At 43.0% G+C, this 18,067-nt stretch carries 13 protein-coding genes; 9 read left to right on the top strand and 4 right to left on the bottom strand.

Annotated elements, in window-relative coordinates; genetic code table 11:
• The 5 genes from gatB to JUI58_RS12195 all read left to right on the top strand — a co-directional run.
• Positions 1-1,254: Asp-tRNA(Asn)/Glu-tRNA(Gln) amidotransferase subunit GatB (gene gatB, locus JUI58_RS12215; RefSeq protein WP_204104063.1), on the top strand; the 1,254-nt coding region annotated here is incomplete at its 5' end.
• 141 nt (positions 1,255-1,395) lie between these two features.
• Positions 1,396-1,599 (top strand): hypothetical protein, encoded by a 204-nt coding sequence (locus JUI58_RS12210; protein ID WP_204104062.1) that lies wholly within the window; start codon positions 1,396-1,398, stop codon positions 1,597-1,599.
• 75 nt (positions 1,600-1,674) lie between these two features.
• Positions 1,675-3,576: a DUF4114 domain-containing protein gene (locus JUI58_RS12205; RefSeq protein ID WP_204104061.1), complete on the top strand. Its 1,902-nt coding sequence runs from the start codon at positions 1,675-1,677 to the stop codon at positions 3,574-3,576.
• A 72-nt stretch (positions 3,577-3,648) separates the two neighbouring features.
• Positions 3,649-5,517: an FG-GAP-like repeat-containing protein gene (locus tag JUI58_RS27735; protein ID WP_204104060.1), complete on the top strand. Its 1,869-nt coding sequence runs from the start codon at positions 3,649-3,651 to the stop codon at positions 5,515-5,517.
• 193 nt (positions 5,518-5,710) lie between these two features.
• Positions 5,711-8,446 carry a protein kinase gene (locus JUI58_RS12195; RefSeq protein ID WP_204104059.1) on the top strand — a complete coding sequence of 912 codons (2,736 nt, stop codon included), beginning with the start codon at positions 5,711-5,713 and terminating at the stop codon, positions 8,444-8,446.
• Between the two features lie 56 nt (positions 8,447-8,502).
• Here the strand turns inward: JUI58_RS12195 and JUI58_RS12190 are convergent, their stop codons facing one another.
• Positions 8,503-9,051, bottom strand: coding sequence for a Dps family protein (locus JUI58_RS12190; RefSeq protein ID WP_204104058.1), 549 nt, complete (start codon positions 9,049-9,051; stop codon positions 8,503-8,505).
• Positions 9,052-9,300: 249 nt separating this feature from the next.
• On the bottom strand, positions 9,301-11,766 hold the full coding sequence (locus JUI58_RS12185) for a tetratricopeptide repeat protein (RefSeq protein WP_204104057.1): 2,466 nt from the start codon (positions 11,764-11,766) through the stop codon (positions 9,301-9,303).
• A gap of 130 nt (positions 11,767-11,896) precedes the next feature.
• Between JUI58_RS12185 and JUI58_RS12180 the strand changes: the two genes are divergently transcribed.
• Positions 11,897-12,241, top strand: a complete 345-nt coding sequence (locus JUI58_RS12180) for a hypothetical protein (protein WP_204104056.1) — start codon at positions 11,897-11,899, stop codon at positions 12,239-12,241.
• Positions 12,213-12,539, top strand: a complete 327-nt coding sequence (locus JUI58_RS12175; protein ID WP_204104055.1) for a hypothetical protein — start codon at positions 12,213-12,215, stop codon at positions 12,537-12,539. The genes JUI58_RS12180 and JUI58_RS12175 overlap by 29 nt, the downstream gene beginning before the upstream one ends.
• A 33-nt stretch (positions 12,540-12,572) precedes the next feature.
• Here JUI58_RS12175 and JUI58_RS12170 read toward each other — a convergent pair whose 3' ends face one another.
• Together JUI58_RS12170 and JUI58_RS12165 are read right to left on the bottom strand one after the other, a co-directional pair.
• The gene (locus tag JUI58_RS12170) at positions 12,573-12,782 is read right to left on the bottom strand and encodes a hypothetical protein (RefSeq protein WP_204104054.1); all 210 of its coding nucleotides are present in this window, start codon (positions 12,780-12,782) and stop codon (positions 12,573-12,575) included.
• Between the two features lie 284 nt (positions 12,783-13,066).
• Positions 13,067-13,330: a hypothetical protein gene (locus JUI58_RS12165; protein WP_204104053.1), complete on the bottom strand. Its 264-nt coding sequence runs from the start codon at positions 13,328-13,330 to the stop codon at positions 13,067-13,069.
• Here JUI58_RS12165 and recN point away from each other — a divergent pair.
• Entirely contained in the window at positions 13,318-15,132 is a 1,815-nt protein-coding gene (recN, locus tag JUI58_RS12160; protein WP_204104052.1) for a DNA repair protein RecN, read from the top strand. The two genes, JUI58_RS12165 and recN, sit on opposite strands and share 13 nt — an antisense overlap.
• Before the next feature lie 181 nt (positions 15,133-15,313).
• The gene (locus JUI58_RS12155) at positions 15,314-17,998 is read left to right on the top strand and encodes an adenylate/guanylate cyclase domain-containing protein (protein ID WP_239121424.1); all 2,685 of its coding nucleotides are present in this window, start codon (positions 15,314-15,316) and stop codon (positions 17,996-17,998) included.
• The last annotated feature ends 69 nt before the right edge of the window (positions 17,999-18,067 follow it).

The following is an 18,067-nucleotide window of genomic DNA, read 5'->3' as shown; positions in this document are numbered from 1 at the left end:
CCCTATAGTAAATTCGATCGCAAGCAATATTTCTATCCCGATCTGCCCAAAAACTATCAGATTTCTCAATACGATCTCCCGATCGCCGAACATGGGTACTTAGACATTGAAATCATTGAAAAACCTGGTGATGAACCCATTCGCAAAAAGATCGGCATTACTCGGTTACACATGGAAGAAGATGCGGGAAAACTGGTTCATGGGGGTAGCGATCGCCTTTCCGGTTCTACCCACTCCCTTGTAGATTTTAACCGCGCAGGGGTTCCCCTCTTAGAAATTGTCTCAGAACCTGACATTCGTTCCGGGGTAGAAGCGGCTGAATACGGTCAAGAATTGCGCCGCATTGTCCGCTATCTTGGCATTAGTGACGGCAATATGCAGGAAGGTTCTCTGCGTTGTGATGTCAATATTTCCATTCGTCCCGTCGGACAAAAAGAATTTGGCACAAAAGTGGAAATCAAAAACATGAACTCCTTTAGTGCTATCCAAAAGGCGATAGACCATGAAATCGATCGCCAGATTAAAGCCCTTGAAAAAGGAGAACCCATTTTCCAAGAAACTCGCCTTTGGGAAGAAGGTAGCCAGCGTACTATTAGTATGCGGAGTAAAGAAGGAGCCAACGACTATCGCTACTTCCCAGAACCCGATTTACCCCCCATCGAAGTCTCCCCGGCACAATTAGAGTCATGGAAATCCCAACTCCCGGAACTTCCTGCCCAAAAACGCCGTCGCTATGAGACGGAACTGGGATTATCTGCCTATGATGCCCGTGTTATCACCGACGATCGCGATGTTAGCCAATATTTTGAAGCGGCGATCGCCGACGGTGCCAACCCCAAACAGGTTGCCAACTGGGTTATGGGAGATATTGCTGGTTATCTCAACAGCGAGAAACTCACCATTGGCGAAATTGCTCTACAGCCCAAGATTTTAGCGGAATTAGTAGAGTTAATTGAGAAAGGCACCATTAGCGGCAAAATTGCCAAGGAAATTCTCCCCGAACTCCTAACGGAAAAAATTGATTCCCTTGCAACATTCGTTGAAAGCAAAGGAATGAGCCAAATTTCCGATACAGGAGAACTAGAAAAAATTATTGATGAGATTCTCGCAGAAAATCCCGATAAAGTCGAACAATTCCGCAACGGTAAAAAGAAACTGCAAGGCTTTTTTGTCGGTCAAATCATGAAGAAAACAAGCGGACGTGCAGATCCGAAACTGGCCAATCAACTCTTAGGGAAAAAGTTGAATGGTTAAAATTACTTTGTCAACCGTTAAATTTCGGTAAACTTCATCAAAACTTCATCAATTATGCGGAAAACTTTACCAAAACAATACGGATAAGGGGTTTTGCCCCCCACATTAAGCTGGTATAGTTTGCATAGTAGATGCACCCTGATGATAGGGGGAAGCCACCCGAGTGACTTCCCCCTTTTCTTTGGATTCAATGTTCTGATTCAAGGCGATCGCGGTAAAATAGAGCATATTCCTAACCTCATCTTGAAAACAGCCTTTTGTCCCTTGATTAAACTGGAGAGAAAAAATATACTATGGTCATCGGCGATCGCCTCCCAAGGAAATGCGATCGCGACGATGGCCTAGCGCGATCGGCAAAACAGAAAGCAACTAAAAATCTCTCTAAACATTACTGTTAAAAACTATTCATTTATTTGTCCTATGGTAACTCGAGTTTTTTCCCAACAATCTACCAGTATTTTTGATGGTCTTTCCGTCGAAAGTGATTCTCAAACTGCACCAGTTTTTGCCGATATTGATGGTGACGATTTGCAAGATGCTATTGTTGGAGTTGCCGATGGGACGATTAAGTTTTTTAAAAATACAGGTTCGATTACTACCCCAGTCTTAACTGAACAAACAGGATCGAGTAATCCATTTAATGGTATATCAGTTGAAGATAATAAAACTGTTGGAAGCCCTAGTTCTGGAGATTTTGGGGTCAGCCATCCCGATCTTGTTGATATTGATGGAGATGGCGATTTTGATTTATTTGTAGGTAATGCTTTTGGCGATATTTATTTTTATGAAAATACGGGAAGTAAAACAAGCCCAACATTCTCTACAACAGCAACTAGCTCTACAAAAACTGGGACTGTATTCAATATTTCTGCTGTCGGTCAGTATGCTACCCCAATATTTACTGATATTGATGGAGATGGGGATTTCGACGCATTTATTGGCCAGTATGATTCAATCGTCTATTATGAAAATCAAGGAACTTCTACAGCCGCAAGTTTTGTTCAACAAACAGGAACAAGCAACCCTTTGAATGCTGTTTCTAGTTCCTTTACCAATCCAGCAGAAAAAAGATTCGATCAAGCCTTTCTCGATGCTGATTCAGACGGTGACTTAGACGCATTTATTGGTCAGGGTGACGGAAATATTTTATACTATGAAAATCAAGGAACTTCTACCAGTGCAAATTTTGTTCAACTAACTGGAACAAGTAATCCCTTCAATGATTACAATATATCTTCTGCATCAAATACTCCCTTTCGTCAAGTTCCCTCTCCTACATTTGTCGATATTGATGGAGATGGTTTTTCCGAAGCCTTTATTGGCGCGCAATCGAAGGAAACTGATGCTTCAGGTCTAGCGGGAATTGTATTTTTAGAAAGTTCAGAGGTTGATATTCCTGTAGATCCAACCCCCACCGATCCTACTTCAACCAGTGAATTCTTAAGATTTGAAAATGGAACTTTTGTTGTCGGTTCTCAAGGGGGAAATAATTTAAAACTGACCCTAACAGGAGACAGTTCATCAAGTATTGCTGAAATCAATATCAACTTTTTGTCAGGAGGAGGAACTGATTCGCAAATCTTCTCCATTTTACCTTCTAGTTTTCGCCCCGCAGGATTTGATATTAGCTTCCAGAATGCAATTTTTGAGAATATTAGTGCCAATCAAACATTTCTGATTGAACTAAAAAACATCGATGGAAGTAGTTCTGTATCGCAAGTTTCTGCGACCGAAATATCAACAGGAAAATTTTCGATCGCCTTCTCCAATGGTATAACTTTAAATATCGAACAAACCACTGCTGGCGTACCCATCGGAGTAGGAAGCACACAAAAACAAGGACAAGAACTAATCGATTTACAAACTGTTAGCGGATCGTTGCAAGGAAACTTTACAGTTTATCGAGAAGCTCGCTTTGATAATGTCGTCGGCTTCTATAAAATTGATAACATTAATGGAACAGTAGGTGGTTTTTCTCCTGGGGATTCTGGCTATGCTAAAGCAGCGATAGAAAACCGCGTCACCAATATCAGTCTCAGTACCGGAAATGGTTCAACAACTGGGTTTAATGGTACCTTAGATGGAAACTCTCTTTATGCACCTTTTCTCATTGCTAACGGGACAATTGATGACTTCCTCTCCTTCAATGCAGATAATGCCGCAGGGGGTAGTGTTGTCTCCTACTTTGCTTATATTGGCGCAAATCCTGATGGTGTCGATCATGTTCGCTTATTGGGGAATAATACTTTTGGCTTTGAGGATCTCTCGGGAGGTGGCGATCGCGATTACAACGATATTATTTTTCAAGTTAATTTTGGTTAAGACTGCGTTAGAAAGCAAAAGAATTCTAGTGAAATAGAAGAGTGCGTGTTTTTTTGACTCCTAGGAGTAATCGTGTCTCAATTCCAACAGGTTAACTCTCCTTTATCTGTTACTAATCGCTATTTCACCTATCCTCTAGCGATTGACTTTGACGGGGATGGCGATCTGGATGTTTTCGTGGGTACAAATAGTAAAGATATTTTCTATTTTCAAAACCAAGGGAACAATACTTTTACTGAACCGATCGCCAACGGAAATCCTTTTGGTTTTGAAACAGCAACACCAACGGGAGTGGGAAAACTTGATATTATTGATATTGATGGAGATGGCGATCTTGATGTTTTTATTGGCGATTATTACGGAAATACGCGCTTCTATCGCAACAATGGGACTAATACTTTTAACGACGAAGGAATCAATCCTTTTGGATTGACAAATGTAGGTTATTATGCTTCTCCCGCCTTTGTTGATGGAGATGGTGATGGCGTTTTTGAATTTGCCTATATTGGTGTTAGAAATACAAATCCAACCCGAGGAAATGATGTTATTAAAGTTTATGAAAATACGAATACGAATAAAGGAGACCCTACTTTTGTCGAAAAGTCAGCAACAGACAACCCTTTTGATAATATCACCCTACCCACAACAACAGCAACAGAGGAACTGAAAACCGTTCCCAATTTTGTTGATTTTGATGGCGATGGCGACTTAGATGCGTTTATCGGACAATCAGTTATTAATAGTTTTGTCGGAACAATTCGGTATTTTGAAAATCAAGGCTCTCTTTTAAATCCAATCTTTGTCGAAAAGTCAGCAACAGACAATCCTTTTAATGATATTAATACATCCCAAGCCGATATATTAGAGCAAGCTGCCCCCGATCTTGTCGATTTTGATGGTGATGGTCAATTAGAAGCATTTGTAGGTACAAGAGAAGTAAACTTAGGAAACAATACTATTCATTATTTTATTCAAGAAAGTATAACAACACCAACACCAACACCAACACCAACACCAACTCCCTCAACTCCTCCCAGTAGTATGCAAATCAGTGAATTATTAAAATTTGAAAACGGGAATTTTATTGTTGGTTCTCAAGGAGGCGATCGCTTAAAAATAACCCTAGCAGGAGATAATTCATCAAAGATTACAGAAGTCAATCTCAACTTTTTGTCAGCAGGAAAGACAGACTTAGAACTGTTTTCTCTTCTTCCTGCAAATTTCCGTCCAACGGGATTTGATATTAGTCAGCAAAGTTTAATTTCTCAACCTGTCAGTGCAAATCAAACTTTTCTCATTGACCTCAAAACCCTCGCTGGAGGAAATATAGATCAACAGATTTCAGTCACGGAAATTGCCTCGGGAAAATTTGCGATCGCCTTTATCAATGGTATAACTTTAAATATCGAACAAACAAGGGAGGGTGTCCCGATTGGAGTAGGAAACGAGCAACAGCAAGGACAAGAATTAATCGATCTACAAGCGATCGCCAATACTCTGCAAGGAACATTTACCGTGTATCGAGAAGCTCGTTTCAATAATACCGTGGGTTTTTACCGCATTGATGATGTGAGAGGAAACGTGGGAGGATTTTCTCCTGAAGATTCTGGGTATGCTAAAGCAGCCCTAGAAAACCGCGTCACCGATATCAGTCTCAGGATAGGAAATGGTTCAACTACAGCGTTTAATGGTACCTTAGATGGAAACTCTCTTTATGCACCCTTTCTCATTGCTAACGGGACAATTGATGACTTCCTCTCCTTCAATGCAGATAATGCCGCAGGGGGTAGTGTTGTCTCCTACTTTGCTTATATTAGCGCAAATCCTGATGGTGTCGATCATGTTCGCTTATTGGGGAATAATACTTTTGGCTTTGAGGATCTATCGGGAGGTGGCGATCGCGATTACAACGACATTATTTTTCAAGTTAATTTTGCTTAAGACACCTCATTGAATAAATCTTAAACCAGATACACCTCTATTTTCAGAAAGGCTTGAAATCTCTATCTATCCCTTATACAATCTGTATTATAGCCCTCTTGTCACCCCTTGATTTTTTCAGGAAAGCGATCGCCCTTGGGATCTCATTTATTGGGATATTTTGCTATAAAATTGAATATAACAAAGGGTGACTATGGAAACTATTTTAGCTAATCGCTATCAGGTAATTCGACATTTAGGTGGGGGAGGATTTGGGCAAACTTTCCTCGCGCAAGATATTCATTTACCCGGAAATCCTATCTGTGTAGTGAAGAAACTCCAACCTAAATTTAATGATACTCATAGTTTACAAATTGCGAAAAATCTCTTCGATCGCGAAGCAGAAACTCTCTATCAATTAGGCGATCATCCCCAAATTCCGCGTTTATTGGCGCATTTTGAGCAAGAAGAAGAGTTTTATTTAGTCCAAGAATATATTCAAGGAGAAACATTAGACCAAGAACTCATTATCGGAAAACCTTGGTCTGAAACTAAAACGATCGCCTTAGTGAAAGATATCTTAAAAGTATTAGCATTTGTTCACGATCGCCATACGATTCACCGAGATATTAAACCTGCAAATTTAATTCGCAGAGAAGGCGATCGCGCCATTATTTTAATCGATTTTGGTGCAGTTAAAGAAGTCAGCCAAGTCACGACAATAACAGGGGAAACAAGTTATACTGTTGTCGTGGGTTCTCCTCTCTATATGCCCAGCGAACAACGAGCAGCAAAACCTAAATTTAGCAGCGATCTTTATGCCGTAGGAATCGTTGCAATGCAGGCATTAACGGGTTTAAATGCTGCCCAACTTCCCCGCGATCGCCATGATGAATTAAGCTGCGATCTTCTCCAAACTCCTATTCCTATTAGTGATGATTTTAAGGATTTTTTGGGTAAAATGATCCACTACGATCATCACCAACGCTATCAAAATGCTTCTCTTTCTTTACAAACATTAGAAGAATTATTTAATGAGAATTATGAAAGCCAAACGAATATCATAACTCAACCATTATCAATCTCAAATCCTGAAATAAATACCCCTTTTCAATCTCCCGATCGCACGCAAATTCCCCCAGAACTTTCTACCCCAAAAACTTTGTCACGAGAAGAGTATCGCAACCGTAAAATTTTACTCAATAAAGTGAAAAATTATTGGATTAAAGGGGTTTTAGAAAACTCCTTACACGGTCGAGTTTTGCTAGAATTGGGTATTGAAGAACGTCCCGAAGCGATCGCCAAACCCTGGGGAATGGTGTGGGAAAATGCCGAAAGCGATCGCGAAAATCTCTCTTCTCGAATGCGAGTGATTGATAAATTTGACGAACTTGGGATCGGTAGAACTCTCTTAATTTTAGGAGAACCCGGTTCGGGAAAAACCACAACACTTCTCGAACTTGCCCGGGATATTATTGCCCGCATAGAAGTCGATTTAAGTCAACCTTTACCTGTTATTTTTAATCTTTCTTCATGGTTGGGAGAACAACAATCAATACAAGATTGGTTGATTGCAGAATTGCATCGCAAATATCAAGTTTCTCCAGAATTAGGGAAAGTTTGGGTGAAAGAACAACAACTTTTGCTGTTACTTGATGGCTTAGATGAAGTCAGTTCCGAACAACAACAAAGTTGCGTCAAAGTCTTAAATCAATTTTGTCAGGATAACGGACAAACGGAAATTATTGTTTGTAGCAGAATTAAAGATTATGAACGACTTTCTTCGCAATTATCCTTTCAAGCGGCAATTTATTTACAACCTTTAACTTTAGAACAAATTCGCTTGTATTTAGATGGAATTGGTTCGGGATTGACCGCTTTTCATCAAGCCTTAGATATTGATGAATCTTTACAAGAATTAGCGCGATCGCCATTGATGTTAAGTATTATGACCCTTGCTTATCGCGGTATGAATATGCAAGAATTACCCAGTCAAGAGTTAACTGTACTTCGCAATCATCTTTTTGATACCTATATCAAAAGAATGTTCGATCGCCGCTTTTCCGAACAAATATATCCTAAAAAATGGGCGCGTCGATGGTTAATTCGTTTGGCTAAACAAATGGTCAAGGAATCGCAAACCGTGTTTTTAATTGAAAGAATGCAGCCAAGTTGGTTGGAAACGAAAAAGAAACAGTGGAGTTATGCGTTAGGGGTTGGGATATTAGGAGGATTGATTTCTGGGATTGGTGCAAGCATTAATTTGACCATGACACGAGGAATTAATAGCGGCATTACTGCCGGAATGATTTTAGGAATAGCAGGTGGAATTATTGTCGGTTCAATTTTTGGGTTAGCGATCGCCAAGATCGAACCCGTAGAGATGGTAAAATGGTCTTCTCTGAAAGCTAAAGAAGCATTTTTACCAGGGATGCGAATTGGGGTGATCGTGGCGATCATTTCTCTGATTGCTTATCTTTGTTTTGGTTTGTTTTTCGGTTGGAGTCGATTCTGGTGGGAAGGCTGTCTTTATGGGTTGAGTGGTTGGGGAAGCGGAGTCGTTTTTATCTTATTGCGCGGGTTAGGGGGAGGAGGAATTCAACAGCGAACTATTCCCAATCAAGGCATCTGGCAATCTGCAAAAAATATGGCATTTTTTGCTTTAATTGGTGTTATTTCTCTCTCAATTGTGGTAGAATTAACAGGATTGCCTTTACTTTTTGGTGCAATCATTGGGCTAGTTTTTGGGATGGCTTCTCCTGCGGGAATTGCCTGTTTGCAACATTTTACCTTACGGATTATTTTATATTTTGATAAGTCAATTCCTTGGAATTATGCTCGTTTTTTGGATTATGCAACTCAGTTGATTTTCATGCAGAAGGTAGGGGGAGGTTATATTTTTATTCACCGTTTATTATTGGAACATTTTGCAGCCATGAAAATTGATTAAATCTTACTATTCTCATTTTAAAATTGAGAGGGATGGCGATCGCCATCCCTTCAATCCTAACTTTGTCCTACAAAAGACATCGTTAAACTATCAGAAGCAAGGAAGTGACTTAAATGATAAGCTCGTTCTTCAGTATCAAGCAACATTTTTTCATACAGATAGCGAGTCGCGCGATCGCCTAAACTTTCAGCTTGTGCGGCTTGGCTGCGTAATATCTTAATTATTGCTTGTTCCGCAGTCAAATCGTGTTCCACCATTTTTCGCATATCGTAAGCACCGTCTTCTTCTGGAGAGAAACAGCATAATTCAGCAAGTTTACCGAAACTCGCCACGGGAATTCCCCCCAAACCGTTCAAGCGTTCGCCAATCTCGTGAACGTGACCTTGTACATCCGTGCGATACTCATCAAAAGTATTGTGCAAGGAGTAGAATTCAGAACCTTCAACTACAAAATGATGCTTTTGGTATTGCAGATATAGCGCCTGAAAACTTGCCAAGACAATATTTAAGCCCTCACAAACAGGAACGGTAATGCTTTTGTCCAAACCAATCACGTTCTCTTCGATGTCGGTTAAAGAACGTAATAAACCTTGAGTTATGACCATAATACCCTTTACCTCTCATTAAATAATTTTGTTGATAATCCCACAATAGCAAAAAGCCTCAATTATTGACAAGCAATTTTTCCTTTGTCTGTCGTTAGATAGAGTTGAAAACCGAGATTATATCTATTTTTAACGGCGATCGCACTAGATATCAATCTTGGGCATGATTCAATTTTTTTCTAAGAAAGATTCTCAATTGTTCTTCAAAAGGTCAAAAAAGAATCTGGAATATTCCAGATTCTTTAGGACTTATTCTCGCAAAAACCGTTCGGTTTGTTGGAGATTATCCCGAGCCGCATCATAGTCGGGATTAAGTTCGATCGCCCGTCGGAACTGGTCTAAAGCCGCATTAAACTGTCCTTGTTCCCGCAGAACTAAACCCAAAGCATTGTAAGTATAAGCATTGTCGGGATCTCGCTGTAAGGCTTCCCGATAGGTGGCGATCGCCTCCTCTAAATTACCCTGACGGTGTAGGACAGTTCCCAACAGCACCCAAGAAGGAATATTACTGGCATCGAGTTGAACAGCTTGACGGAAGGAGTTTTCCGCTTTTTCCAAATTTTCTAACTCCAACTGTGTCAAACCCAATTGATAATAAATTCCACTAGCCTCGGGAGCGAGTCGCAAGGCTTCTTGAAAAATTCTTTCAGCTTCCTCGAGTTGTCCTTGATTTTTGCGGGTCATTCCTAAAAAGAAGCGAGTTTCCACAGAATCAGGACTCATCTCGATCGCCTCTTGAAATAAAGCCGCAGCCCCAACGCGATCGCCCTGTTGTTCGAGGGCATTCCCTAACTTAAGATAGACCTTGGGATCGTCAAGATCGAGTTGAATAGCACGACGATAAGCCGCGATCGCCCCCTCCCAATCTTGTTGTTTTTCCAACACCGCCCCCAAATTGTAATAACTCCAAGCAAAATCCGGCTGTACCTCAATTCCTTGGCGGAAAATTGCCTCAGCTTCCTCAAGTTGGTCTTGCTGGGTCAAAATCGTACCGATGGCATTATATGCCCCTGCATTGCCAGGCTCGATGGCGATCGCCTGTCGATAATGGCGTAATGCTTCCTCCCAGCGTCCCTGTTGTTCGCGAATAATAGCAAGATTGTTATGAGCAAGAGCGTATTCGGGATCGAGGACGATCGCCTGTTCGTAAGCGATCGACGCTTGATCGAGCTTCCCTTGACGTTCGAGTAAATAGCCCAAATTACTGTGAAAAACTGTAAATTCTGGCGCAATTTTCACCCCTTGAAAGGTCAATTCGATCGCCTCTTGCCAATTTCCCTGCTGTTGCAGCAGAGAACTCAGATATAAATAAATCTTCGGATCGTTAGGAAGGCGCTCTAGCGCGTCGCGATACACTCGTTCTGCTTCCTCACTATCCCCGCGAGCCATGAGGAGCTTACCGAGGTCAATATATGCAGTAGGATTGTCCGTCAGATCGATCGCCTCTTGCAAGGATGCAATAGCGGCATTAGGTTGCTCCTGGCGGCGTTGTAACTTACTGAGGGCAAGATAAGCCGTCGAACTGCCTTGGGCGGCTTGTCGGGCGTTTTCGGGTTGATTCTGCTCCTCGAATTGTCGGGCGAGATTGTCATAGGTATGAGTTGCTGCTTGGAAGACGGCGATCGCCTCCTCAAAACGCTGTTGTTCCGCCAATAGACTGCCCAACCGGAAGAAAGCCACCCCCGCATTAGGATCGATTTGGGTAGCTTGTTGGAAATAATCCAAGGCTTCGTAGAGGTCCCCTGTTTCGGCGACGACATAGCCCAAGCCCACATAAGCGAGAGGAAAGTCTGGCTCGATTTCTAATGCTCGATTATAGGCGGCGATCGCTTCAATACCCTGACCTTGTTGTTTGAAGACATTGCCCAAATTAACGTAAAGGATGGCAGCTTTGGGCTTAAGTTGGATCGCTTTTTGATAAGCGGCGATCGCGTCAGGATAGTTTCCTTGCTCCCGGAAAACTAGCCCCAAAGTCGAGTAAGTCCAAGCATTGTCGGGAGCGAGGGAAAGGGATTTTTCCAACGCGGCGATCGCCTCTTCATAGCGTTCCTCTTTCCCCAAAGCACTCCCCAATTCAAGGTAAGATTGAGCGTCGTTGGGATCGAGAGCAATGGCTTTTTGGTATTGCGCGATCGCTTCTTGCCACTGTCCTTGTTTAACGTGAATATAGCCCAAACCATTATGAGCCACGGCATGGCTATTGGCAGCCACTCCAGGTAAATCCGTGACGGGGATATCCGGTAGCGTCAAGACGCGATCGAAAAGTGCCGTCGCTTGGGGGAAATCGCCGCTTTCCGTGAGAGCAAACCCCAAACCAATGTAAGCTAGGGCAAATTCAGCATCGAGTTGAATAGCGTTGCGATAGGCTCCTAAAGCACTTTCTAACTGTCGATTACCCATCAGGGCAATCCCCAGCCCTGTATAGGTTTCTGGGGCATTCGGATTGAGTTCTAGGGAGCGGTTATAAGTGGCGATCGCTTCTGCGTATTTCTCTTGTTCTCGCAGAGCATTGGCTAAATGATAATAGGCAAAAGCATTGGTGCGATCGCTGTCAATAATTTTTTGCCAAATTTGTTGAGCGCGGGAGTAGTTTCCCGAGGCAAAAGCGGCGTTTCCTTGGTCTTGTAACTGTTGCAGCGTCTGTGCAAGCGCCCATTGCGGAGTTAATGCAAGGGAACCCGTCAGTAGCAAGAGACTCAAATTTCGTCGTATCACGATTCTTCCCCAATTCCTGATTTTCCTTTCGATATCTTACTGAAAATTTCCGCGATCGAATTCGACAACGCGTTTCTGGTTAAATAGGCTCGGGAGCGCGATCGCTAAACAACTCATAAAAATACGATTCATGGACAACGAAGAAAAGAAAGAATTTTATCGAGGAGGAAACAACTTTCAAGCCAAACAGAATGAAGTTAGAATAGACCCAGAAACAGGTTATGTCAAACCCACTCACGGTATATCCGTCCATTTAGACGGCGATCTCATGCGGCGTTTTGGGGGAGCGTACAAAATCGTGTTTTTCCCCGAAACCCTAACTATGATTCAACGGGGTCGCGATCGGCAACATTATGAAATTGTCCCCAGAGAAGCCAATCTTTTAACCTTTGAACAATATCAAACAGAACTGAGCAAAATTCAAGCAATTCTAGAGGAAGAAAACAATGGAAACCAAACCGACACTAATCTTTAAATACGGCTGGAATGAGCAAGATGATATCGAAACACCAATGAAAGGATGTAGAAATGATGGAATTGTCAAAGAACCCAATGGACAATCTTACTCCGTTTATTTTATCGATCCCATTCGATTGCAACAAGATTTAGATGAGGAGCTTGAATTAGGCTCTCCTTTTTTAGCGTTTCCCGGATTAATCATCGTCCCCGAATTAACCAAAGCAGCAATGGAAAAAGCTATTTTACAATTATGGAAACAAGGTTATTTCAACTCCTTAAAGCCCCTTGAGGAAAAATCGGAGCGCGTTGCATAATCGATCGCTGTATGGAGCGATCTCCCTGGGTATTCAACGACGACGGCACAGTTTGCTAAACTTACCACTAACAGTAACAACTGTATCGCAAGATACTCGTTCTGAGAACAAGTTTGAGGTGCGATTGCGAAGAGTCGCTTTAGCTAGATCGCGGGTTTGCGGAAAATTTTTTGCTCGAGCCAGCAAAGGCGTTGTCAGCACGAGAAGGATAGAAATAGCAATAACCAAGCATTTCGGGTTCATCGATTTTGGCTCCACAGGAGATTCAAGCTAAATTACAGAGCTTTGTAGCTGTAGATGTAGATGTTGTAGATGTTCCCCAATCTGTTCTTTTTTGAGAAAGAAGGCGATGGAAAAAATATCAGAGTTAATTGGAAAAAAACGAGTTCTTAGATTTTTTGGTTCTGAGAACCCATGACGCAAGCAAATTTGGCTTTGTTTCCCACTATAAGAATTACACGAGATAATATCTCAATTCCAGATATTATCTCAAGTTTTCTACTTTATTTTTATCTCACTATTGGATTTTACCCTAACTGTAATATCTGTGTTGCTGTTAACGGTGACTCTTGACCTAATTCTAATAAAAGAGGAGAAGCGATCGCCATTTCCCCCGAAAATACAGTTTCCTCATAAAGTCCCGCGACCAAACTCAATACGGTAATCTGTTCTTGTCTTGGGTCATTGTAGCAAGGACTGTCTAGCGATCGCGATCGCCAATTTTTTCGTAAAGTAGGAAGAAGTCGCCGATGCTTCTGCAAGGATTGAGAAAAATAGAATGTTATTGTCACTCAGAATTGAAAATTTTGCCCTCATCGATCGCCTCGAATTGGAATTCGGACAAGGTTTGAATGTGTTGACGGGGGAAACGGGGGCGGGAAAATCGATTATTCTCGATGCTATTGATGCTACGTTGGGGGGCAAAATATCCAGTCGTTTTATTCGCACGGGAAGCCAAAAAGCCGTTGTGGAAGGAACATTTTTACTGGATGAGGCGATCGCCAACTGGCTGATGGAACAAGAAATTGAACCCCTTGAAGAAGGCTGCGTCATTTGCGCTCGGGAATTAGCCGTCACGGCCAAGCATTTTCGCTCTCGATCGCGCATTAATGGCGTTCTTGTTAATCGTAACATCATGGCACAACTGCGCGATCGCCTCGTAGAAATTACCGCCCAAGGGCAAACCGTACAGCTTTTGCTCCCTAACCGTCAAAGGGAGTTATTAGACGCTTACGGGGGGGATACTCTCTTGCCCACCCGTAAGGTCGTTACACGGGTTTATGAGGCTGCCAAGGCTGCCAAAGATGCCTTAGAACAACGTCAGAAGTCCGAACAGGAACGCCTGCAACGGATTGATTGGCTTAAATTTCAACTCCAAGACCTTGAAGCCGCAGAAATCGAAGATCCCGAAGAATTAAACAACCTCGAACAAGAAAGCGATCGCCTCTCCCACGTAGTTGAACTGCAAAACCTCAGTTACGAAGGCTACCAACTCCTTTATCAAAGCGATGGCGAAGAAGAAGCGATCGCCGATCGGTTGGGAAAAGCAGAAAGTTTGCTGGAAGAAATGCAGGGCTACGATGGGCAGTTAGAATCTATCCTGGAGATGGTTCGCAGTGCCGTCGCTCAAGTGGTGGAAGCAGGACAGCAATTGAGCAGTTATGGGGATAGTTTGGAGTCAGACCCCCAACGTTTAGCAGAAGTTGAAGAACGGATTCGCAACCTCAAACAATTGTGCCGCAAATATGGTCCCGATCTCAAAGATGCGATCGCCTATTACGAAAATCTGCAAATTGAACTCGCACAACTCACCGATCGCGGTCAATCCCTCGAAAACTTAGAACAAACTTATCAAGAACGCTATCAAGCCCTAATCATAGCTTGCGAAACCCTGACCCAACAGCGCCAAACCGCCGCCCAACGCCTCGCCCAACAACTGATCGGCGAATTAAAACCCCTCGCAATGGATAAAGTCCGCTTTGAATGTCGCCTCACCCCGATAACTCCCACCGCAACCGGAGGCGATCGCGTCCAATTTTACTTTTCCCCCAACCCTGGCGAACCCTTGCAACCCCTCTCTGAAACCGCTTCGGGAGGAGAAATGAGCCGCTTTCTCCTCTCCTTGAAAGCCTGTTTTTCCCAAACCGAGACTATCTTCAAAAGTCAGAAAACCTTAATATTTGATGAAATCGATGCCGGAGTTTCCGGGAAAGTCGCCGAGGCGATCGCCGAAAAACTGCATCAACTCAGCACCCCCCACCAAATCCTCTGTGTCACCCACCAGCCCTTAATTGCCGCCCTCGCCGATCGCCATTTTCGCGTCGATAAGCGGGTAGAAAAATCAAAAATAAGTACCCTCTCCTCAGAGAAAAATGGAGAAAATAACGATAAACTATCAGTATCCCAGCCTGAACCACGTACCCTAGTGGGAGTAACCCGCTTAGACCACCGCGATAGCCGTCGCGATGAACTGGCTCAATTAGCCGGAGGTCACTCCTCCCAAGAGGCTTCTACCTTCGCTGATTCCCTCCTGGCAAGGGCTGCGAACCGCCGTCAGCGATCGGATGGGGCTGATCGCGCCAAAAACAATTGAAAAAACAATAAAGATTTATTAAAGTTCCATTAATGTATAAACTCGAGCCGAGCAGTAAACTAGAGAAAAAATTGCTATTGTGTTGGCAGGATTGCGATCGCTGAGAATTTAACCGCTAGAATACATTCAACCAAACCCAACCAACCCCTTAATATTCCCAAACTTATACAACAAAACGAATATGACTGCTGCATCTCCTGAACCAACCATATTAGAACACACCGGGCAAACCATCGATATCGATATTGTTGCCTCTGATGGTGGAGAGCAAAATGGTGCGAGTCCGTCCCCCGGTCCCAGTAATGGCGCTGGTAGCGCCCTAGTAACGGCAAAAGGGACATTCTCTAGCTTTCTCGCCCCTCTCAACAAAGAGTCGTTCCAAAAAGTTGTTGTTGATGTTGAAGATAAACTCAAAGTTGTCAATCAAACCCTATCTCTCCTCGATAGTGTTTTAGACAGCGAGGGATTTGACGCAATTCTTGATGAAATGTTGCGATCGATTACCCTCAAAACCGGAGAATTATTGGCCGCCGATCGCACGACCATTTATTTACTCGACGACGATCAAGACGAACTTTGGTCAATTGTCGCCAAAGGTAGCGATGGTAAACCGATCGAGATTCGCATTCCCGTAGGACAAGGCATTGCCGGAGAAGTAGCGCAATTTAAAGAAGTAATTAATATTCCCTTTGATTTTTACGACGATCCGCGCTCGGCCTCCGCCAAACAATTTGATAAAAAGAATAAATATCGCACCTATTCCATGTTGGCACTGCCCCTCTTAAAAGAAGCACAGGAAGAGGGAGAACAACCGGAATTAGTAGCAGTCGTCCAGTTAATTAACAAATTAAAACCAGGTTATAATCCCGATGGCTCCCTGAGCGATCGCATTTCCCATGAGGGATTTGCCGAAGAAGATTTACGGGTTTTTGCTAATTTTGCCCCCTCTATTCGCCTCATTCTCGAATCCTCGCGATCGTTCTACAAAGCTACCCAAAAACAAAGGGCAGCGAATGCCCTCATTGAAGCCACCAATTCCTTGAGTAAGGGGAATTTAGACCTAGATACCACCCTGAGAACGGTCATGGATGCGGCGAAAAAGCTCATGAACGCCGATCGCAGCACCCTCTGGCTCATCGATCACGATAAAAATGACCTTTGGACCAAAATCCTCCTTCCCGATGGCAGTTTGAGACAATTAAGAGTTCCCATTGGAGTCGGATTTGCCGGACAAGTGGCGGAAACTGGACATATTCTTAACATTGGTTTTGACCTTTACAATCATCCCGACTCGGAAACCTCACAAAAATTTGACCCCACTAACGGCTATCGGACTTGCAGTATGCTCTGTATGCCGGTTTATAACTCCGATAACGAATTGATCGGCGTAACGCAACTGGTCAACAAACTGAAACAAGGAGAACATCCCGACTACGATGCCTCGACTTGGCCAGAGCCTCCGGAACGGTGGAAAGCCAGCTTTAATCGCAGCGATCAGGAGTTTATGAAGGCATTTAACATCCAAGCGGGAGTCGCCCTGCAAAATGCCACCCTCTTCGCGAAAGTTCAGCAGCAAGAACAAATGCAGCGAGATATCTTGCGGAGTTTGACCAACGGGGTCATTTCTACGGATAAAAATGGGGTTGTTTTGGCCGCCAATGAAAAAGCGAAAGAATTGCTCGGGTTTGACGAGAATAACCCCATTGAAGGCAGAATTATGAGCGAATTGGTGGAGATTAAAGGTAAGGATATTACCGATAAAAGCGATGTTGCGAAAAAGGGTGATTTTTCCGAGTGGTTTAATCGTGCTTTACATCCTGGGGAAGAGAAAGATAGCGAACAGTATTACCCTGATAAAATTATTATGTCTGCTGAGGGAGAAGAACACAGCGTTAATCTCTCCATTAACTCCATTTCTGATGCGGCTGATGCCAGTAATGTTTATGGGGCGTTGGTGGTTATGGATGACATCAGCGACGAAAAACGCCTCAAGAGTACCATGTATCGTTATATGAACCAAGAGTTAGCGGAACAGTTACTCGATGGTGGCGGTAATATTGGTTTAGGAGGCGATCGCAAGGAAGTTTCGGTACTCTTCTCAGATATTCGCAGTTACACCTCCCTGACGGAAAAACTACAAGCAGAAGAGGTGGTGCAAATGCTAAATGAATATTTTGAGAGTATGGTGGATGCTGTATTTGACCATAAAGGGATTCTCGATAAGTATATTGGGGATGCCATGATGGCGGTATTTGGAACCCCCAACCATTTACCAGATCATGCCATGCAATCGGTAAAAGCAGCTTTAGATATGCGAAAGCGCCTCGCTGCATTTAATGAGAAACGCGGCGGAGAAGGCAAGCAAACTATTAAGATTGGGATTGGCATTAACTCCGACTATGTAATTAGCGGTAATATTGGTTCGAGCAAACGGATGGAATTTACGGCAATTGGGGATGGTGTGAACTTAAGTTCTCGCTTAGAAGGCGCAAGTAAACAATATGGTTGCGATATTGTTATTAGTGAGAACACTTATCGACAGTGTGAAGGTCGGTTAGTAGTGCGAGAATTAGACTGCATTCGTGTCAAAGGAAAAACACAACCTGTCTCTGTTTATGAGTTAATTGCAGAATTAGGGGTCGATTCACTTTCCCCAGAACAGGAACAAGTTATCGAACTTTATAACAAGGGGCGAGAAGTTTATTTAGGAGGGAATTTTGGGTTAGCTCACAATTACTTTGCTATGATTCTAGAACTTAATCGTACTGATAAAGCAGCGCGATTGCACATGGAGCGATGTAATTACTTTATCGACAAACCCCCCGAGGAAGATTGGGATGGGGTGTGGACGATGACAACCAAGTAAAAAGGGAGTAAAGATTTCCGATTCCTCAGTAGAATGATAAAATAGGGAGTAATGTTTATTTCCCTAGCT

Source organism: Spirulina sp. CCY15215 (genome assembly GCF_016888125.1).
GTDB lineage: Bacteria > Cyanobacteriota > Cyanobacteriia > Cyanobacteriales > Spirulinaceae > CCY15215.
The sequence above is the reverse complement of the archived record's forward strand: the minus strand, read 5'-3'. Positions and strand labels throughout refer to the sequence as shown.

Excerpts from the sequence above, each read along its gene's own strand:
- JUI58_RS12210 (WP_204104062.1), top strand. The coding sequence starts at position 1,396 with ATGATAGGGGGAAGCCACCCGAGTGACTTCCCCCTTTTCTTTGGATTC.
- JUI58_RS12205 (WP_204104061.1), top strand. The coding sequence starts at position 1,675 with ATGGTAACTCGAGTTTTTTCCCAACAATCTACCAGTATTTTTGATGGT.
- JUI58_RS12195 (WP_204104059.1), top strand. The coding sequence starts at position 5,711 with ATGGAAACTATTTTAGCTAATCGCTATCAGGTAATTCGACATTTAGGT.
- JUI58_RS12190 (WP_204104058.1), bottom strand. The coding sequence starts at position 9,051 with ATGGTCATAACTCAAGGTTTATTACGTTCTTTAACCGACATCGAAGAG.
- JUI58_RS12180 (WP_204104056.1), top strand. The coding sequence starts at position 11,897 with ATGGACAACGAAGAAAAGAAAGAATTTTATCGAGGAGGAAACAACTTT.
- JUI58_RS12175 (WP_204104055.1), top strand. The coding sequence starts at position 12,213 with ATGGAAACCAAACCGACACTAATCTTTAAATACGGCTGGAATGAGCAA.
- JUI58_RS12170 (WP_204104054.1), bottom strand. The coding sequence starts at position 12,782 with ATGAACCCGAAATGCTTGGTTATTGCTATTTCTATCCTTCTCGTGCTG.
- recN (WP_204104052.1), top strand. The coding sequence starts at position 13,318 with ATGTTATTGTCACTCAGAATTGAAAATTTTGCCCTCATCGATCGCCTC.
- JUI58_RS12155 (WP_239121424.1), top strand. The coding sequence starts at position 15,314 with ATGACTGCTGCATCTCCTGAACCAACCATATTAGAACACACCGGGCAA.